16 protein-coding genes are annotated in these 17,608 nt (G+C 31.8%); 14 read left to right on the top strand and 2 right to left on the bottom strand.

The genetic code is table 11. The features are described 5' to 3' along the window. The 14 genes from BC781_RS11580 (at position 1) to BC781_RS11515 (ending at position 13,696) form a co-directional block, all read left to right on the top strand. Positions 1–957: a hypothetical protein gene (locus BC781_RS11580; RefSeq protein ID WP_109617737.1), complete on the top strand. Its 957-nt coding sequence runs from the start codon at positions 1–3 to the stop codon at positions 955–957. A gap of 9 nt (positions 958–966) precedes the next feature. Beyond that, positions 967–1,794, top strand: a complete 828-nt coding sequence (locus tag BC781_RS11575; RefSeq protein WP_109617735.1) for a sulfotransferase family protein — start codon at positions 967–969, stop codon at positions 1,792–1,794. Positions 1,795–1,808: 14 nt separating this feature from the next. Continuing rightward, positions 1,809–2,879, top strand: a complete 1,071-nt coding sequence (locus BC781_RS11570; RefSeq protein ID WP_109617732.1) for a glycosyltransferase family protein — start codon at positions 1,809–1,811, stop codon at positions 2,877–2,879. Then, on the top strand, positions 2,857–3,576 hold the full coding sequence (locus BC781_RS11565) for a hypothetical protein (RefSeq protein WP_109617730.1): 720 nt from the start codon (positions 2,857–2,859) through the stop codon (positions 3,574–3,576). Before BC781_RS11570 ends, BC781_RS11565 begins: the two co-directional genes overlap by 23 nt. Positions 3,577–3,682: 106 nt before the next feature. Further along, on the top strand, positions 3,683–4,567 hold the full coding sequence (locus tag BC781_RS11560) for a sulfotransferase family protein (protein WP_109617728.1): 885 nt from the start codon (positions 3,683–3,685) through the stop codon (positions 4,565–4,567). Positions 4,568–4,569: 2 nt separating this feature from the next. Beyond that, the gene (locus BC781_RS11555; protein ID WP_109617726.1) at positions 4,570–5,412 is read left to right on the top strand and encodes a sulfotransferase domain-containing protein; all 843 of its coding nucleotides are present in this window, start codon (positions 4,570–4,572) and stop codon (positions 5,410–5,412) included. 250 nt (positions 5,413–5,662) lie between these two features. Next, positions 5,663–6,514: a glycosyltransferase gene (locus BC781_RS11550; RefSeq protein ID WP_158281448.1), complete on the top strand. Its 852-nt coding sequence runs from the start codon at positions 5,663–5,665 to the stop codon at positions 6,512–6,514. Then, positions 6,504–7,628: a glycosyltransferase family 4 protein gene (locus BC781_RS11545; protein ID WP_109617722.1), complete on the top strand. Its 1,125-nt coding sequence runs from the start codon at positions 6,504–6,506 to the stop codon at positions 7,626–7,628. The genes BC781_RS11550 and BC781_RS11545 overlap by 11 nt, the downstream gene beginning before the upstream one ends. After that, positions 7,618–8,487, top strand: coding sequence for a glycosyltransferase family 2 protein (locus BC781_RS11540; protein WP_109617720.1), 870 nt, complete (start codon positions 7,618–7,620; stop codon positions 8,485–8,487). The genes BC781_RS11545 and BC781_RS11540 overlap by 11 nt, the downstream gene beginning before the upstream one ends. Before the next feature lie 35 nt (positions 8,488–8,522). Further along, complete coding sequence (locus BC781_RS11535; protein WP_109617717.1) at positions 8,523–9,692, top strand: glycosyltransferase; 1,170 nt, start codon at positions 8,523–8,525, stop codon at positions 9,690–9,692. Positions 9,693–9,785: 93 nt separating this feature from the next. Then, a complete protein-coding gene (locus BC781_RS11530) occupies positions 9,786–10,703 on the top strand; it encodes a sulfotransferase family protein (protein WP_109617715.1) in 918 nt (305 codons plus the stop codon). Positions 10,704–10,726: 23 nt separating this feature from the next. Then, positions 10,727–11,644: a glycosyltransferase family 8 protein gene (locus tag BC781_RS11525; RefSeq protein WP_109617712.1), complete on the top strand. Its 918-nt coding sequence runs from the start codon at positions 10,727–10,729 to the stop codon at positions 11,642–11,644. A gap of 44 nt (positions 11,645–11,688) precedes the next feature. Then, positions 11,689–12,516 carry a glycosyltransferase family 25 protein gene (locus tag BC781_RS11520; RefSeq protein WP_109617711.1) on the top strand — a complete coding sequence of 276 codons (828 nt, stop codon included), beginning with the start codon at positions 11,689–11,691 and terminating at the stop codon, positions 12,514–12,516. Between the two features lie 67 nt (positions 12,517–12,583). After that, positions 12,584–13,696 (top strand): glycosyltransferase family 4 protein, encoded by a 1,113-nt coding sequence (locus tag BC781_RS11515; RefSeq protein ID WP_109617709.1) that lies wholly within the window; start codon positions 12,584–12,586, stop codon positions 13,694–13,696. Positions 13,697–14,004: 308 nt separating this feature from the next. Here BC781_RS11515 and BC781_RS11510 read toward each other — a convergent pair whose 3' ends face one another. Next, on the bottom strand, positions 14,005–15,384 hold the full coding sequence (locus BC781_RS11510) for a hypothetical protein (RefSeq protein WP_109617707.1): 1,380 nt from the start codon (positions 15,382–15,384) through the stop codon (positions 14,005–14,007). A gap of 106 nt (positions 15,385–15,490) precedes the next feature. Then, the gene (locus BC781_RS11505; RefSeq protein ID WP_158281447.1) at positions 15,491–17,434 is read right to left on the bottom strand and encodes a ComEC/Rec2 family competence protein; all 1,944 of its coding nucleotides are present in this window, start codon (positions 17,432–17,434) and stop codon (positions 15,491–15,493) included. Between the last annotated feature and the right edge of the window lie 174 nt (positions 17,435–17,608).

Genomic DNA, 17,608 nt, shown 5'->3' with positions numbered 1-17,608 from the left:
ATGAAAGATAAGGCTACATTTATAATTTGTACAGAACAAGGAGTTTTAGAGTATAAATCTATTTTATTTGTCAAATCATTAAGACAATTTGGAGGGAAATTTAAAAATGCTGAAGTATTAAGTTATAGTCCTAGAAAAGACTTTCAGCCTTCTTCAAATACAAAAAATATACTTAAAAGCTTAGGAGTACATTTAATTAGTGAAAATCTTAATACTGAATTTGCTCATTATGGTTTTGGAAATAAACCCCTAGTTTGTGGACATGCAGAAAAAAATACGAATTCGGATTTAATTTATTTTTTTGATAGTGATCAGATAATTCTAGAAGAGCCAAGTTTTTTAGAGCTTGCAGAATGTGATATAGCATTGAGACCAGTTGAACAGAAAGGAGTTGGGGCAGAAAGTAGTACTGATCCTAATTTTAAATTTTGGAAAGAGGCTTATAAAACATTGGATATAGTTCCCCCCGCAACTAAAGTTTTAACTGGTTTAGATTTAAAAAATATTTATCCTTATTGGAATGTTGGATTAGTTCCAGTTAAAGCATCTAAAGGTCTATTTCAAGAATGGGAGTCGGTATTTATACACTTGATGAGAAAAAAGATAGTTCCTGACATGGGAATTACATTTATGGATCAAACTAGTTGTGCGTTAACGGTTTTGAAAAAAGATCCACTTCTCAAAGAATTACCACTTTCATATAACTACCCTATCAATGCACAAGATAAAATACCTGAAGTGAATAAAGTCAATGACTTTGGAGAAATTGTTTCAGCTCATTACCATAAATTATTTGATCAGCATGTTCGGGTAAATCCCTTAAATGAGCTATTCTCAAGTAGTGAAAAGACTACATGGGTTGAAGAAGAATTGAAAGTTATGGGGGTATTACCTAAAAATACCATTTCTTATTTCTTTAGAAAAGGTAGGTGTAAAATTAAAGCAGCATTAAAATAACTCTATATTATGATTGATGGTCGTTGTTTTATAGTTGGCTCCCCTAGGTCAGGTACTACATTATTGCAATCATTGCTTGCGAGTCATTCTCAAGTAACATCCTTTCCAGAAACACACTTTTTTTATCACCTTATAGGTACGTATTATAAAAGGAAAGAGATAATAGGTGTAGGTACTGCCGGATGTCCATTAGAGCTTCAGGAATATTTAGAAACTAGAGGTAAACAAAGAATTTTAGAAGAAAGGTTTAAAAGTAGAAGGTATAAAAAAGCAATATCTGATTTTAGTTACGTATTAGATCAGCTCACTCTGGAAGATGGTAAATCTATTTGGTTAGAGAAAACACCAATGCACTTGTATTATATTCCTGTCATCAAAAAATATATTCCTACAGCAAAATTTATTCATATCATCAGAGATGGAAAAGATGTTGTCGCATCTGTTAAAATGAATACTGAAAAGTATGCATTACATTGGGGGGGAGAAAGAAGTTTACAGTCTTGTTTAGATCGTTGGTTATATGATATAGAGCTTAGTGAATCATATTTAGAAGAAAAGGATCATATTTTTATTAAATATGAGGATTTAGTAGCGAGACCAAATATAATTATTAAGAAAATTTGCTCATTTATGAATTTGTCTTTTGAAGAGGATATGCTTCATAAATATGCAACAGAAGCAAAGACTGTTATAGCAGCTAATGAACCATGGAAAACAAAAAATACTGGTCAAATAACGAGTTCAAATAACCAATTATTTACAAGTTATTTGAAATCAGCAGAGCAAGAATATATATTGGAACGAATCAAAGAAATCGATGTGTCATTTTTTAGATAAAAAAGAAGATTGTCATGCTTAATGTTTTAATGGTTGCTAAAGAAGATGATGGCAATCCATTTATTAACCTTTTAGCTGAAGGGCTGAAAGATAAAATTAGCCTGAAGGTCGATATCGATCTCTTTTTTTCACCTAACGATGATTATGATATTATTCATATTCATTGGCCAGAACTCTTGACAAATTGGAAACCTCCTACAACTGAAAAGGCTAGAAATATTATAAACATTCTTAGAAAATGGAAGCGGACAACACGAATAATTATAACTAGGCATAATCTTTTACCTCATTTTGATAGAGAAGCATTTTATGCTTTTTATAATGACTTTTTTTCTTTGGCAGATGCAGTTGTTCATTTGGGGAGCTATTCAAAAGATGAATATGCTAAGCGATATAATTTTTCAAGTAAACAAAAACAAGTAATCATTCCCCATCATAAATATGATATTCCAAAGATACTACCTCAGAAGAAGGTTGCATTAAGTCGGTTAGGTTGGGATTTTGAGAAAAAGAATTTTATTATCCTAGTGTTTGGTAGAATAAGGTCCAAGGAGGAGCAAGATTTAATATATGCATTAAAACAAAACAGTTCTGATAAAAGTATAAAAATTGTTGTACCTAGGTGGGAATATAAACCAACTTATCGGAATTGGAGGAAACGTATTTTATGGGAGGTTCGTCAATTCTTATTAGATAGAGATGATACTTTTAGACTTACGAATAGTTTTATTGAGGAGGACGAAATTCCATTTTATTTTCAAGGAGCGGATCTTGTTTTTATTCCACGAAAAGAAATTTTAAACTCTGGTAATTTAGTTTTAGCTTATTCATATGGAAAGGTAGTTTTAGGACCAGATGTTGGAAATGTTGGAGAAATTTTAAAGGCTACTGGAAATCCAGTTTTTGATAGCAATGATCTATCTAGTCTTGATCAAGGAATAATAAAGGGAAGAGAAAAGTCTAAAGATGGTTTAGGTTATTTGAATCAGAGTTTTGCTAAGGAGCATTGGAATCTAGAAACTATTTCAAATCAATATATAAATACCTATACAGGTCTATTCTATGATAATTTCTCATCAGCATAAGTTTATTTTTATAAAGACCCGAAAAACAGCAGGTTCATCTATTGAAATTGCGCTTTCTTCTATTTGTGGCAGTAATGATATTATAACACCTTTGAATGAGGTAAAAGATGAAAAACATCGAATATCTCTTGGGTTTAAAAGTGCTCAAAACTATCAATTCCCTTTGTATAAATATACAATAGGAGATGTTTACAGAAGATTACTATATGGTTACGTTAAAGAATTTCGAAATCATAATCCTGCGGTATTAGTAAAGAAATTAATGAGGAATGAAAGATATGATTCTTACTACTCATTTGCTGTAGAAAGAAACCCTTGGGATAAAGTCTTATCTCATTATTGGTATTTAGGTGGCGATACAGAGTTTGGTAGTATAAATAATTATCTTGATTCAAGGGCGGTTGAGGTTATTAAAGACTTTAAAAACTATACGGATTCTAGAGGAGAGCTTATAGTGTCTAATATCTATAAATATGAAGAGTTATCAGATATGTTTGAAGATTTAACCAATAAACTATCGTTAAAGAATAGATTAGTTTTACCGACCTATAAGGCGAAGTCAACCCAAAGAATAGATAAACGTCATTATAATGAAGTCTTATCTGTAGATGAAGCTGAAAAGATTAGATTAATTTTTCATAGAGAAATAAATCTTTTAAACTACTCATTTCAAGATATTGAAATGAAGAATCATTAATAGTGAAAAAAGTCAATAAATAGTATTACTTTACAAGACAATAATATTTATTAAAACAACTGATTATTAACGTTTTTTTAACTAAGGAATTCATTCATATACATTTATGAGTAACCAACCCAAATTAGATTTCATTTTAATTGGAGCAATGAAGTCTGGAACTACCAGTTTAGCAGATAATTTAGCTGTTCATCCTCAGATAAATTTTAGTGAGCCTAAGGAACCTCATTTTTTTTGTAATTCAGATTGGCGTAAACGCTTAAAAGAATATGAAAAATGCTTTAAATTAAATGATCAAAATTTATTAAGAGGTGAGGGTACAACTTCTTATGCAAAGTACCCTATGCATCCACATATCGTTGAAGATTTGTATGAGTATAACCCCAATTTAAAAATCATCTATTTGATGCGTGAACCTGTGAGTAGAGCCATTTCGCATTATATCCATTGTGTTTTAAGAAAATTTGAACATGAAAAAGAGATCAATAAAGCTCTACTCAATAATAGTGAATATGTAAATACAGGAAGATACTATATGCAAATTGAGCCGTATCTTAATGTCTTTGGAAGACATCAGGTATTATTACTTCCATTTGAAGAGTATATCCAAAATAGTATAGGTACATATGAAAAAATAGCGAATTTTTTAGAGATTGAAAAAGATCCATTTTTAAAACAAAAAGTAACACATTCAAACCGAGGTATTGGACTTTATAGAGATGATCAAAGAGTTGATAAATTGCTAACAAATTCATCATTAACAAAGCTTAAAGATCTCTTTCCTCAGAGTTTGAGAACTTTTGTTGCTAAAAGTTTATATCAACTGACTAGAAGTAAAGTTTCAGAGGTGCCTAAAGTTAATGATCGTGTTAAAGAATATATTTACAGGGCTTCAAGAGGTGATTTAAATAAAATCGAAGATTTATTAGGGTATAGAGTTGATTCTTGGCATAAGTATTCTTCAAAATCTGTTGAAAATTTAAATATATAACTGTGACAAAGTTAGTGGATTTTATCATAATTGGAGGAATGAAGTGTGGCACAACTTCAATTGCAACATTATTGGATTATCACCCAGAGGTGTGTTTTTCGATTCCAAAAGAGCCCGATTTTTTTACATATGATAATTACAAAAAAGAAGTATCTAACTATCATCAGCTTTTTAGTAATGCTAATAAGCTTTGGGGAGAAGGCTCAACTTCATATACAAAGTTTATAGATGAAGATATCCCAAAAAGGATGTATGAATACAATCCAAGTCTTAAATTGATATACATCCTAAGAGCTCCTATAAAGCGAATTGTATCTCAATATGAGTACAATCAAAAGTTAAAAGGAGGTGAATTTTTTGATATAAATACGATTATTACAGAAAAACCTCATTATATCCGATGTAGTCAATATGCCAAACAGCTAGCGTTATATTTAAAATATTTTCCTTTGGAGCAAATTTTAATATTTACTCTAGAAGAATATCAAGAAAATAGAGAGAATGTAATAAAGAAGCTAGCCCATTTTTTGGATGTAGAAGAAAAAGATTTTGTTCGAGAGAATATTCATTACAATAACTCTGAGTTGGTGAATTCTCAGTTAAATAAACTTACAGGAAGGTTAGTTAATACGACTTTGAGTAAAAGGATTATAAAAGCTTTAAGTCCTCAATTTAAGTCTAAGGTTAAAAATTATTTGAAATATCTTCAGTCAAGTAATAAAAATGTAAAACTTGAAAAGCCAAAATTTAATAGTGAGAATAAAAAGTATTTAGAAGAGCTTTTTAATGAAGAAATGAATGACTTTGAATTATTGACAGGGCAACGATTGTATAACCAAAACTGAATTAAATACTTTGACTATAATCCTTATTTCAAATGAACCATGGGGAGACATTTGGTATTCTAAACAACATTATGCAAACGAATTAAGTAAACTAGGCAATGATGTATATTTTATAAATGCGCCTAAATCTTGGAGTTTTACAGATCTTTTTTCGTGGAGAGTATATCAAACAAAAATTAAAGAGAACCTAAGCGTTATTGATTATCATAATCCATTTCCATTGCGATTCTTTCCATCTTTTATGCTCAGATTGAATGATGCAATAAATAGGCGTAAGCTTAAAAGGGCGTTAAGTAATGAGAAAAAAACGATAATTTGGCAATTCGATCATAATCGTTTTGTGAATACGTTAGGTTTAAGTAAAAAAGAAAGAAGAGTTTACCATATTGCAGACCCCTATATGAATGCGGTAAACAATAAGAAAATTTCAGCATTAGCAGATTTACTTGTTTGTACAAGTACTAAGTATCTTCCTTTTTATCAAAATGGGAAAAAAGAACCACTTTATATTCCACATGCAATTTCAGAGGAAGAGTTTCATATAAGCCCTCAAAAAGTTAAAGCCTTAGAGAAACATTTTGGTGGTTATGTTTTGATGGTAGGAGGGCTAAATCATGATGTAGACTTTGATTTATTAGAACAAATTAGTAACCAATTTTCATTAGTAATACTAGGAAAACTCCAGACCAAAGAGAGTGAAGATTGGGAAAAATGGGGGCTTTTAAAAGAAAAGGATAATGTACATGCGCTAGGTGTTGTTCATGCGAAAGAATTAAAAAATTATATTGCCGCTTCTAAAGTGTGTATTACCGCTTATCAATTTGATTTACAGGAAAAAGGCGGAAATCGCTCACCTTTAAAAATATTGAACTATATCGCGCAGAAAAAGCCAGTCGTTACGTCTATAGATTCTGAAGTGAATGAATTGGATGGAGAACTGATTTTCTGTGAAAAAGATAAAAAATCATATTTAGACCGAATTGCTCAATTAATGCAAACAGAGAAGTTTGATATGAATGAGGAACTCATCATACAATTTTTAGGGGAGCGAACATATCCGAAAATGATAGAAAAGATATTTGAAAAGCTGAATGAGGACTAAAGTAGTATATATCATCTCCAATATAGATAAGGCTTTGGAGTTTGAATGGGTTGCTGAATATTTGAATCAAGAACGTTTTGAACTTAGTTTTATTCTTTTGAATCCGATGGCAAACAGCCATTTAGCAAGGTTTGTCGAAAGTCAAGGTTTAGGACTGAAGTATATTCCATATAGTGGGAAAAAAGATTTAGTATTCGCTTTTTATAAACTATATAAGTATCTAAAATCACTACAACCAGATGTGATTCATTGCCATTTACCCGAAGCGACACTTTTAGGTTTAAGTATTGGTAAAATTTTAGGTATAAAAGAACGGATTTATACACGTCATCATTCGACATTTAATCACGATTATCATCCACATGCTGTTAAGTATGACCTTTGGAGTAATCAGTGGGCTACAAAAATTATAGCCATCACCCAAAATGTGGCAGATGTTTTGATTGAAAAGGAAGGTGTTTCTTCTGACAAAATTCAGATCATCAACCATAGTATTGATATAGATCGCTTTACTTCTGTAAATTCAGAACGAGTAGAAACACTTAAGCAAAAATATGGTATACGTTCAGAAGGCCCAATTATTGGGGTGATTTCAAGATATACGGAATGGAAAGGTATCCAATATATCATCCCAGCATTTAAGCGAATATTGGAACAATACCCTAAAGCACAATTGGTACTTGCCAATGCTCGGAAAGGAGAATATGTAGATCAGTTAGATATATTGTTAGCGGAATTACCTCAGGAGAGTTATATAGAAATTCCTTTTGAAAAAGACTTATATGCCTTATACCAACTATTTGATGTATTTGTTCATACACCAATTGATCCGTATTGTGAAGCATTTGGACAGATATATATAGAGTCTTTGGCAGCAAAAATTCCTTCTGTTTTTACTTTATCGGGTGTGGCTAGAGATTTTGTACAACATGAAAAAGAGGCTTTAGTTGTAGATTTTAAGAGTACAGAACAAATCCATGAAGCCATACTTCGTCTGTTGAAAGATCCTGAGTTAAGTGAGGTATTAAAAGAAAATGGGTTTGAGGTCGTTGATCAAAACTACCGAATAGAGAATAAAATAGATCAGTTGAGTAAAGCGTTTGATGGAAACTAATGTGAAAGTATCGGTCATTATACCTGCATATAATGCAGAAAAATATATAGGAGAAACATTAGAGTCTGTGCTTAAACAAAGTTTCACAGATTTTGAATGTATTATAGTAGATGACGGATCTCCTGACAATCAATCTGAGGTAATCCAACAATTTAAGGACCATAGATTAAGCTATTATAAAAAAGAAAATGGAGGAGTCTCATTAGCTCGAAATTTTGGTCTGTCAAAGGCAAAAGGAGAGTACGTTGCTTTTTTGGATAGTGATGATGTATGGGCTACAGATTTTTTATTAAAACGTGTTCAATTTTTGGAAGGGCATCCTACACATGTAGCGGTGGCTTCGTCAGTTGAATATATAGATGCTAATTCAAGGCCCTTAGGAGAAAAAGTATCAGCTTTAAGTAAACATCAAGATCTACTTACTTTTTCTTCAAATACACAAACCTGTCCATCCTCTTATCTGATACGAAAAAATATCTTAGAAGCGCATCAAATCAGTTTTCATTCAGAGTTATTTAATACAGCAGACCGTTTTTTCTTGCATGAACTCTTTAAAGTTGGTGAAGTAGGGCTGGTAGATGAAGCTGTAATGTATTATCGAATTTTGGTGAATAGTATGTCTCGTAAATACTCTCCAAAATTGATACAAGATTATAAAATTTACTTACGTGATGTTTTATCTAAAAAATTAATACCTAAACCATATGTATCGAGTTACAAAAGCCATTTTCAATATACAATAGGGGCTTATAGTTTTCACTTAGGTATGCGTTTTAGTGCTTTTAGGTATTTATTTTTATCTGCTCTAACGAGTCCATCAAAGTTTGGACAGCTCTTAAAACAAAGAAAAGCTAATTAACATCATTGAACAACGGTTATAATTCCGGAATCTGAATGAAGGTTTTATTTATAGGTTATTGGGGGGCAAAAGAAGGACTTAGTGTAGCTACTATTTATCCACACCTTCGTATTCTTTCAAGCTTCGAGCATATTAAAGAGATATATTATGTCAGTATAGAAAGGGATAATATAGATGTGAATATAAATTTTAATATTCCTAAGTTAATCCATCTTCCCTTATATTCAGGACATACATTAAAAGATAAATTAAAGGATTTTACTTCTTTTCCTGCAGAACTAATTCGTTTTGTACAAACGAAATCGATTGATAAAATTATTTGTCGGGGAGCTCCTGCAGGTGCATTAGGTTATCTTATTCATAAAAAAACGACTGTTCCCTATTATGTAGAGTCTTTTGAACCTCATGCAGATTATATGTTAGAAGCTGGGGTTTGGTCGAAGTGGAACCCTAAGTATATTCTTGAAAAATATTGGGAAAAAAAACAGAAGGATACCGCTAAAGGATTAATGCCTGTTTCAAATGCATATAAAAATCATTTGGTAGAAGAAGGTATCTCAATGGATAAGATACATACAATTCCATGTTGTGTAGACTTAGACACGTTTAATTATAAACACGAAGACCATATTTCTATCAGGTCCCAATTGAATATATCAATGGATTCTGTTGTAGGGGTTTATGTAGGTAAATTTGGAGGGATATATTATGAAGAAGAAGCTTTTCAGCTCTTTAAAGCTTTTTTTGAGTATTATCAAGAACGGGCATATTTAATTATACTTACACCTCAAGAGGAGTTATGTCAAGAATATTTTACTCAATATTCGATTCCTACTGAACAAACTAAAGTAGGTTTAGTCGAACATAGTGATGTCCCTAAATATTTATCGGCCTCAAATTTTGCATTTTCTCTTCATAAACCAAGTCCCTCAAAAATTGGAATATCACCAATAAAAAATGGTGAGTATTGGGCAAATGGTTTGCCAATTATAATTCCAGACGGTATAGGAGATGATTCTAGGATAGTCAGAGAGGAAAAAATAGGTTGTGTCTTAGATACAAAAAATCATTCTATTTTTGAAGATTTAGATCATAGTTTCTTGAATAGATCTAATCAACAAAGGTCTAGTTTAAGTCTAGTTGCTAAAAAGTATAGGTCATTTGAAGTGTCTGAGGAAGTTTATAAACTAGTATATGGGATGTAACCCAAACTCGGTATTCATAATAGATTTTTGTGAAAAAAAACACTATTATATGTTAATTTTTTAGAGTTCAATGAATAATAAAAGCTAAAATTAATGAACCCAACTACTACTACTACTACTACTACTATTTCTCTAGCTATTATAGGCGTTCAAAAAGCCGGTACAACATCTCTTAAAAATTACTTAGGATCAAATCCTAAGTTAGTTACACACCCTCATGAAGAGTTTGCTTACTTTATCAACACCAAGGAACAACAAAATGGATTTCAAAATACCTTAGCTCAATATTGTATTCATATTGATGAATTAAGGGAAAAAAAGTTGGTTGTCAAGAATGTAGGAATGTGTATGAATGAAGAGTCAATTGAAAAGTTGAAGAGTCATTCTCCTGATTGTCATATTGCAATAATATTACGAAATCCCACAGAAAGAGCTTATTCATCATATACTATGGGAGTAGTTAATGGTTGGATGAGTAAATCATTTTCAGAAGTTATAGATGCTATTGAGAAATGGAAAAAAGGGGAATATGATATCATGTATAATCAGTTTGTACGATTAGGCCTATATATTGAACAACTTAGAATGATTTATAAGTACTTTTCAAAGGAACAAGTTAGTATTTATTTATTTGAAGATTTAAAAAGTAATCCTAAGAAAATCTGTCAAGAATTATGTGATATGATAGGTGTAAATAATTCTACTAATTTGAAAACTGATGTTCATAACCAGACATTAGTCCCTAGGTCTAAATTTTTAACATCAATCATTCATCAACTGAGAAATAATAATAGTTCGATTAAACAAATAATAAAAGCGATATTACCTCCAAGTCTATTTAAGTACATTGGTGATGTGATAATCAACTCAAATAAGTCTAATACTCGTTTTCCAAAGATGGATAAACAGACAAGAGAATATTTAAATCGTTTTTATAAGCCATATAATCTTGCCTTACAAGAATTGACGGGTATAGATTTATCTCATTGGAATATGAATGAAGAAGCATAAACACAGATGATTTAAAGATTGATATGCAAATTAATATAGCTTGTGCAATTAATGAATCTTATGCTCCTTATATGGGAGTAATGCTTACTTCTTTATTTGAGAACAATAAAGAAACTGTATTCAATGTTTATATTCTGACACAAGGACTGAGTAAAGGCAACCTAGAAAAAATAGAGCAATTATGTAAAACTTATCAGAATAGCTATACGGTTATAAAAATTGATAGTTCTACTTTCTCGGTTGCAGAATATACAATCAATGCACATATTAGTATAGAAACCTATTTTCGATTAATATTAGCAGAGGTACTTCCTGTTCATTTAGATAAGATTCTTTATTTAGATGTTGATATTTTAGTAGTAGGAAGTATTTTGCCTTTATGGAAAACAGATCTACAAGATAGATCTATTGGGGCGTCAGAAGATATTAGTAAATCTTTTTTTAGAAACTATAAACTAGATTTAGGCCTGAAAAAAGAAAGTCAATATTTTAATGCGGGTGTTTTACTGATTGATTTGAAAAAGTGGCGTTTGAATAATATTTTTTCTAAGGCCTTATCTATCCTTAAAGAGGAGGATTTTTTATTTAGATTTTGGGATCAAGATATCTTAAATATATTATTTGAGGATGATATCACTTTTTTAGATAGAAAATGGAATTACTCTGGTTTGAGCCACTCCAAGAGATATTATAATAGGCAGATATACGATGCTAGAATCATTCATTTCATAGCTGGTGGTAAATTTAAACCTTGGCATGATAGCTGTGAACATCCCTATGCTATACTATTTCAAAAATACCTTTCGGATAGTTTTTTTAGACTTGAAAAAGAAAGTAAGTCAGGTTTTAATGTAGAGGTATTCAAAGCGAGAATTATAAGAAGGTTGAAATATTGGATGATTCAATCCCAATTCCTGAGAATATTTCCTCGGTATGATTGATCTATTTTTTAGTACTTTAGTTTAGGGTAAGGAATCTGAAATTTATGAAGGAAAGTGATTTTGAGTTTCGGATTTTCGTCATCTCATTAGAAAGATCTGAAGAAAGGAGAAACTCTATACAAAAACAGTTTAATGATTTAGGACTATCATTTGAGTTTATTGATGCTATTGATGGTAAATATTTAACTGAGGAAGATATTGCGAAGTATGCAAACCTTGAGGAGGTGAAAGAAAACCCTAGGTGGCTCAACCCATATGCAATTGCATGTGCTTTATCGCATCGGAAGGCATATCATAAGATTCTAGCTGAAAGAATTCCTTATACACTCATCTTAGAAGATGATATGCTCCTTTCATCTAAAAGTGTTGACTTACTACCTTCCATTATTCATGAAATGGATACAGATGAGATTTGTATGCTTTATTATCGTGCTTTCCAGACGATGTATTTAAGCCTTGGGGAAGATCGAAAACTTGATCCTAATTACGAACTGCTATCTCCTATTAATGAAGAAAGTATCCCATTGACTGCAGGGGCTTATATAGTTTCTTTAAAGGCTGTAGAACGATTAGAGCGAATCTTACTTCCTATTCGTTATGCTGCTGATAGTTGGGCAGAATTTTATAGAGAAGGAGGTGTAAATAAGATTAGCTGTGTATATCCTAGACCCTTAAAGGATGCTAATTTTAAAAGTACCATCGATTATTTTAGTACAGATCGTTTAGATTGGCGAAGAAGGTTTGGGGATTGGGTTGATCGAGAGAAAGTGCCATTTCTATATGCATTGTTAAAATGGAAAAGAGCATACAAAGAAAATCAGATGTCAAGAGTGAAACTGGTTGAGCAAGCATCTATTTTTAGAAATAATTAATTTAAAGAAAAGTCCTAAAGTTATAAGAAACTTTAGGACTTTTGTGTTTCAGCGATTTTGAAGTATCATGAATAAAAATAAAGCAATCCTAATACTTGCACCTTATCCCAAATCAATAGCACCTTCTCAGCGTTTCCGATTTGAACAATATTTGGAGCAGTTAGAAAAAGAAGGTCTAGATTATGATTATATCCCTTTTTTGGATTTAGCGACTTGGAAGGTGTTGCATCAAGCAGGTAACTTTGGATCCAAAGCTTGGGGAATACTTAGGGCCTTTTTAAAGCGGTTTAATTTACTTTTTAGTCTCACAAAATATAAGTATGTCTTTATTCATCGTGAAGCTTCGCATATTGGTCCACCTATTTTTGAGTTTTTAATCGCTAAAGTATTTAGAAAAAAGCTTATATATGATTTTGACGATGCGATTTGGTTACCAAATTATTCTGAACATAATGCGAAGTTCCATTGGTTAAAGATGTATGGGAAAGTCAACTATATCATGAAATGGGCTTATAAAGTATCCGTTGGGAATAAATATTTAGGAAAGTATGCAAGTCAGTATAATTCTAATATTGTGATCAATCCAACAACTATAGATACGGAGTATTATCATAATCCAGAATTATATAAAAAAGCTTTAGTGAATGAGCTTGAATTTGAAGGCGAGATACAACAGAAGCCTGTTATAGGTTGGACAGGTACATTAACGACAGCAAAATATCTTGATTTTCTAATACCTGTGCTTCAAAAATTAGAAGAAAATTACGATTTTGAATTTCGTGTGATATCGAATGAGAAACCAAAATGGGATTTAAAATCATTGGTTTATCAAGACTGGAAAAAAGAAACGGAAATAGAAGATTTATGTCAGTTTGATATAGGTGTCATGCCATTGACAGATGACATATGGGCAAAAGGTAAATGTGGTTTTAAAGCCTTACAATATATGGCCTTAGAAGTACCCGCCATTGTATCGCCAGTTGGAGTCAATACAGAAATTGTAGATCATAGTTTAAACGGCTTTATATGTACAACTACAGAAGAATGGTATTTGGCATTAAAAGAACTTTTAGATCATCCTCATCAAAGAAACGAGATGGGACTAGAAGCCCGTAAAAAGATTATTGATTATTACTCTGTACTCAGTAATGCTGCCAATGTCGTAGAATTGTTTAGTTAATCATTCTATTGATAATTATAATGAAGTGTTCTAGTTTTCATTTATCATCAATAATAAGGTAAAACGCCCTTTTTGATTATCAATCTATCTGAGTACTGGAACAGATGGTTTTGGTTATCCTATTTGAAGAGTTAACGAAGTTAGCGAGTGCAGTATCTTCGAATTAAGAAATGGGAATTGAGTCTTGAGACTTGACATTTTAGAAATATATTTTGAGTCTGAAAACTCAACAAATCCTTAAATACTGCACTCGTTCACTTCGTTAACCGTAAGGATAGTGAATGTATTCAATTCGGTATTTTGGTTGTTTAATGAAGTAGAGTCTTTCTCTTTCGTGGAGAAGGGCTTTTCTTTTTGGTTGTAGGAATTCCCTTATATATTAAATATAAACCTATGGTGTAAAAGGGTAGTAATGGTGTTTTAAAACGTTGTAGTACTCCAAAGTTAAAAGAGGTAAAACCAACGATAAAACCAAAAAGAATAGAGTAACTAATACACAGTGCAACTTCGGGATTACTGAATATTTGTTTAAAAAATTTGATAGGTCCTGCTTTGAGTAGAAGGTAAAGTGTCATGATTAAGAATGCAAAGCTTTCTAATGCACCGACAAATTGTACCGGTTTTCGTACTTCCCAAAGGTAAGGTCTGAACAATGTTACATTTACGGCTTCAGGGATGGAGCGTAACATACCGTTGATACTAGCATCTCCCATACCACTCAATTGATAAGAAGAGGCTAGGCCACCTCCATGTCCTTTCATATAAGCACGGCCGTGATCAGTATGGAAACCAATAACTTTTGATTGGGTTTCTTGAAAGGCCTCTGACTCTTCAATTTGATTGGTAATTCCTGAACTGATAGCTAGTAATATCACAGGTAAACTAAGAAATAAAATAAGAGTTGTTCCAACCTTGCCTGCAGTGCCTAAAGATTGTTGATACTTTTGAAATAGCCATATCATAAGACAAGGAAGGAAAGCTGTAATAGTAATCCCTTTGATATCTTTGATGAGTATATACATACATAAGCATATTATCATTGATTTGAGAATATCTTTTTGCTTAAAGAAGAGTTGTGTGCTGTAATACAAAAAGAATCCAATGGCTCCAGAAGTAATTGTTTCTTTTAATACAGATGAACTCCAAAAGAGCGTAGAAGGTATAAAAAGACTAAGTAGAGCTAATTCTTTGTATAGTTGAGGGTATGTACTTACAAAAAACTGATATACCTTCCAGATACCTAAAAACGAAAATAAAGCAAAGAAAAAAGAAGTAGGGAGATAGTTTGCAAAAGTAAATAAACCAATAATTGAAGCAATTTTTGCAACGGCCCAATTAGATGTTTTGGAAAACATCCAAAATCTGCTTGTGTATTGAAAAGTATCATTAGTTAACTCTTTAGCTTCAAGAAAGAATACTTTAACTCCAGTAATCGGATTATCTAAAAAAACATGAAAGATCTTTTTCGCATCTTCAACATATACAAAAGTATCTCCTCCACCATAATAAAAGGCGTAAACCATAGTAAAAGCAAATGCCCCAAAAAGTTTGGCATGTAATCCCCAATAAAAGTATTTTTTAGTGTATTTATTGGTCCATCGTTTTGCAAAGTAGCCAGCAATCCAATAGACAATAGCGAGGTAGATAGGGGCTAATAGAAAATCCCAAAAAGTTAAATATGATTTCAATACTTTATGATGATTCAGTTGATAAATATATGCTCAAGTATGAGCTGTCTATAAGTTTCTAAAGATACTATTTGAATTTCTGATCTTTAGAACTCTCTGATATTTTTTAGTTAATACCATAGGAATTCTTTTCTGTAGGATAAATCACCTCTATATTTTTTGTCTGAAAGTAGCTTTTCCATTTCTGTAAATTCCAATCTTTATATCCTAAGTAAATAACTTTTTGTGGGGAAAATTTTAGGTCTTTTATTGTGGAGTTAAATTGATGTTTATCCGTTAGGATAAGGTAGTCTACACAAATATTTGAGGGTGTATGGTCATATTTCTTTGATTGAAAATAAATTATTTTCTCTCCATTATAATTCCAGAGGTAGAACTTATTTAAACGATCAAGTTCTATGATATCGATTTTACCAAACTGTTGTTGATAGGTATTTGGAAAGATAGCCTGTAGTTGCTTTTCATTGGTAGTTGTAGAGGATGTATAAATGATAGGAGAGAGTTTGTATTCTTTTACAGCAATAAAAAGGTCTTGTTTAGTATACCTGATTTCAAAGAATTCATTGGTGTGGTCTTCGATTTTTTTAAATGTAAAAGAACTTAAAAGTAGAAATCCAGATATAAGACTAATTCTAAGGGATAGGATAGATCTGTATTCAAAAGCTAAGATAATGGTAACAATTAGGAGGTAAAGTAAGATTAGTTCAGAGCTAGAGAGGTAAATGTCTGATAAAGTAGAATAAGGTAAGCTGCTAAAAAAGTGAGCGATGTAGACCATTATATCTGAAAAGAAGTCATATAAATAGGAACAATATAAGGCAATGCTTTCCGAGATTAAGCTGCAAATCAGCGTGAGAAATCCTGAGCCAATCACAAGAGGAATTAGAAAAGTGATTGCAATATTACTGAATAAAAAATAGCTAGGAAACTGATGAAAGTAGTAAAGGCAAAGCGGTAATGTTCCGAGTTGCGCTGCTAATGATATTAGAGAAGCTTCCCAAAGTTTTTGTAGTGGTATAAAAGAAAAGCGGTAGACCTTTATCCATTTTGGGTATAAATATAGTATACCGATCACTGCGGTATATGATAATTGAAATCCGATATCGAATAATAAGTTGGGGTTGATTATCAGTTGGATAAAAGCAGATAAGCCTACGGTATTAAAAGCATCAGTAGGTCTTTGTAGTGCTTTACCTAGTAACCAGATACTTAACATAAGAGCAGCTCTGACGACTGAAGGCGAGAAAGCAGTGATCGTTGCGTAACCCCAAAGTACAGTCATGAAGAAGGTAAAGTAGAAAAAACGAATCAATGGAGGTCTTCTATCCCAATATTTAAAGATCCAAAGAAAAAAGAGGAGAACCAATGAGACATGTAGACCTGAAACAGCCAGAATATGTGCAAGACCAGATTGAGCGAAAGCTGTTTTAGTAGAGTCATTTAAACTACTTTTGTTTCCTAAGAGTAAGGCAATAGCAAGTTCTTGTTGTCTAGGCTCTTTTATGATCTGAAGAAGCTTATTTTCTAAGGTTTTTCTTAAAGCCCAAACATGATGTAAAAGTGTTTGGGCTTTATTTTTTTGAAGTATCTGCCACTGATCGTTGTAAATAAAATGTTGTAGATAAATCTGCTGATTTCGTAGATAGCGTTCGTAACTATTTTGAGCGAAGAGTTTTTGAGGAGCATCTCTGATAAAAATGATATCTCCAAATTCTAGCGTTTTTGAACTTGTATCTTCTTTGGAAAGATATAAATGAACTTTGCCTAAGCTCGCTTTTATTTTTTGGGAGGAATCTTCAAAAGATATTACTTCTGAGTTATAAACTTTAAATTTTTCTGTTTCTTTCTCGTAAGATGTCACTTTAGTAAGATATGAAGTGATTTCTTCTTGATGATAAAGATGATTGGAATGCTTGATTTCTTGATGATTTAGGTAGGTGAATAGTCCTAAAAATACGATAGTACTAATCAGTATAAAGTTTTTTATAACCTTATTTTTTAGGAATAAAATCCCTAAAAAGTAAATAGAAAACCCTAGGTACCCATACATCAAATGCGCAACTCGAAATAGGGATATGGGGCAAAAGTATGCTATCGATATTCCGAGAATTAGGAAAAGGGAAAATCTGATAAATGTGGGAAAGTACATGGGTAAGGATTGTAAAAAATATGTTGAAAAGTCTTTAGGTTTTGTATAAAAGAAAGAGCCGATGTAGTAAAAAGA

Origin of the sequence: Sediminitomix flava (genome assembly GCF_003149185.1) — a bacterium.
Taxonomy (GTDB): Bacteria; Bacteroidota; Bacteroidia; order Cytophagales; family Flammeovirgaceae; genus Sediminitomix; species Sediminitomix flava.
This window is presented reverse-complemented; position numbering and strand designations above follow the sequence as displayed.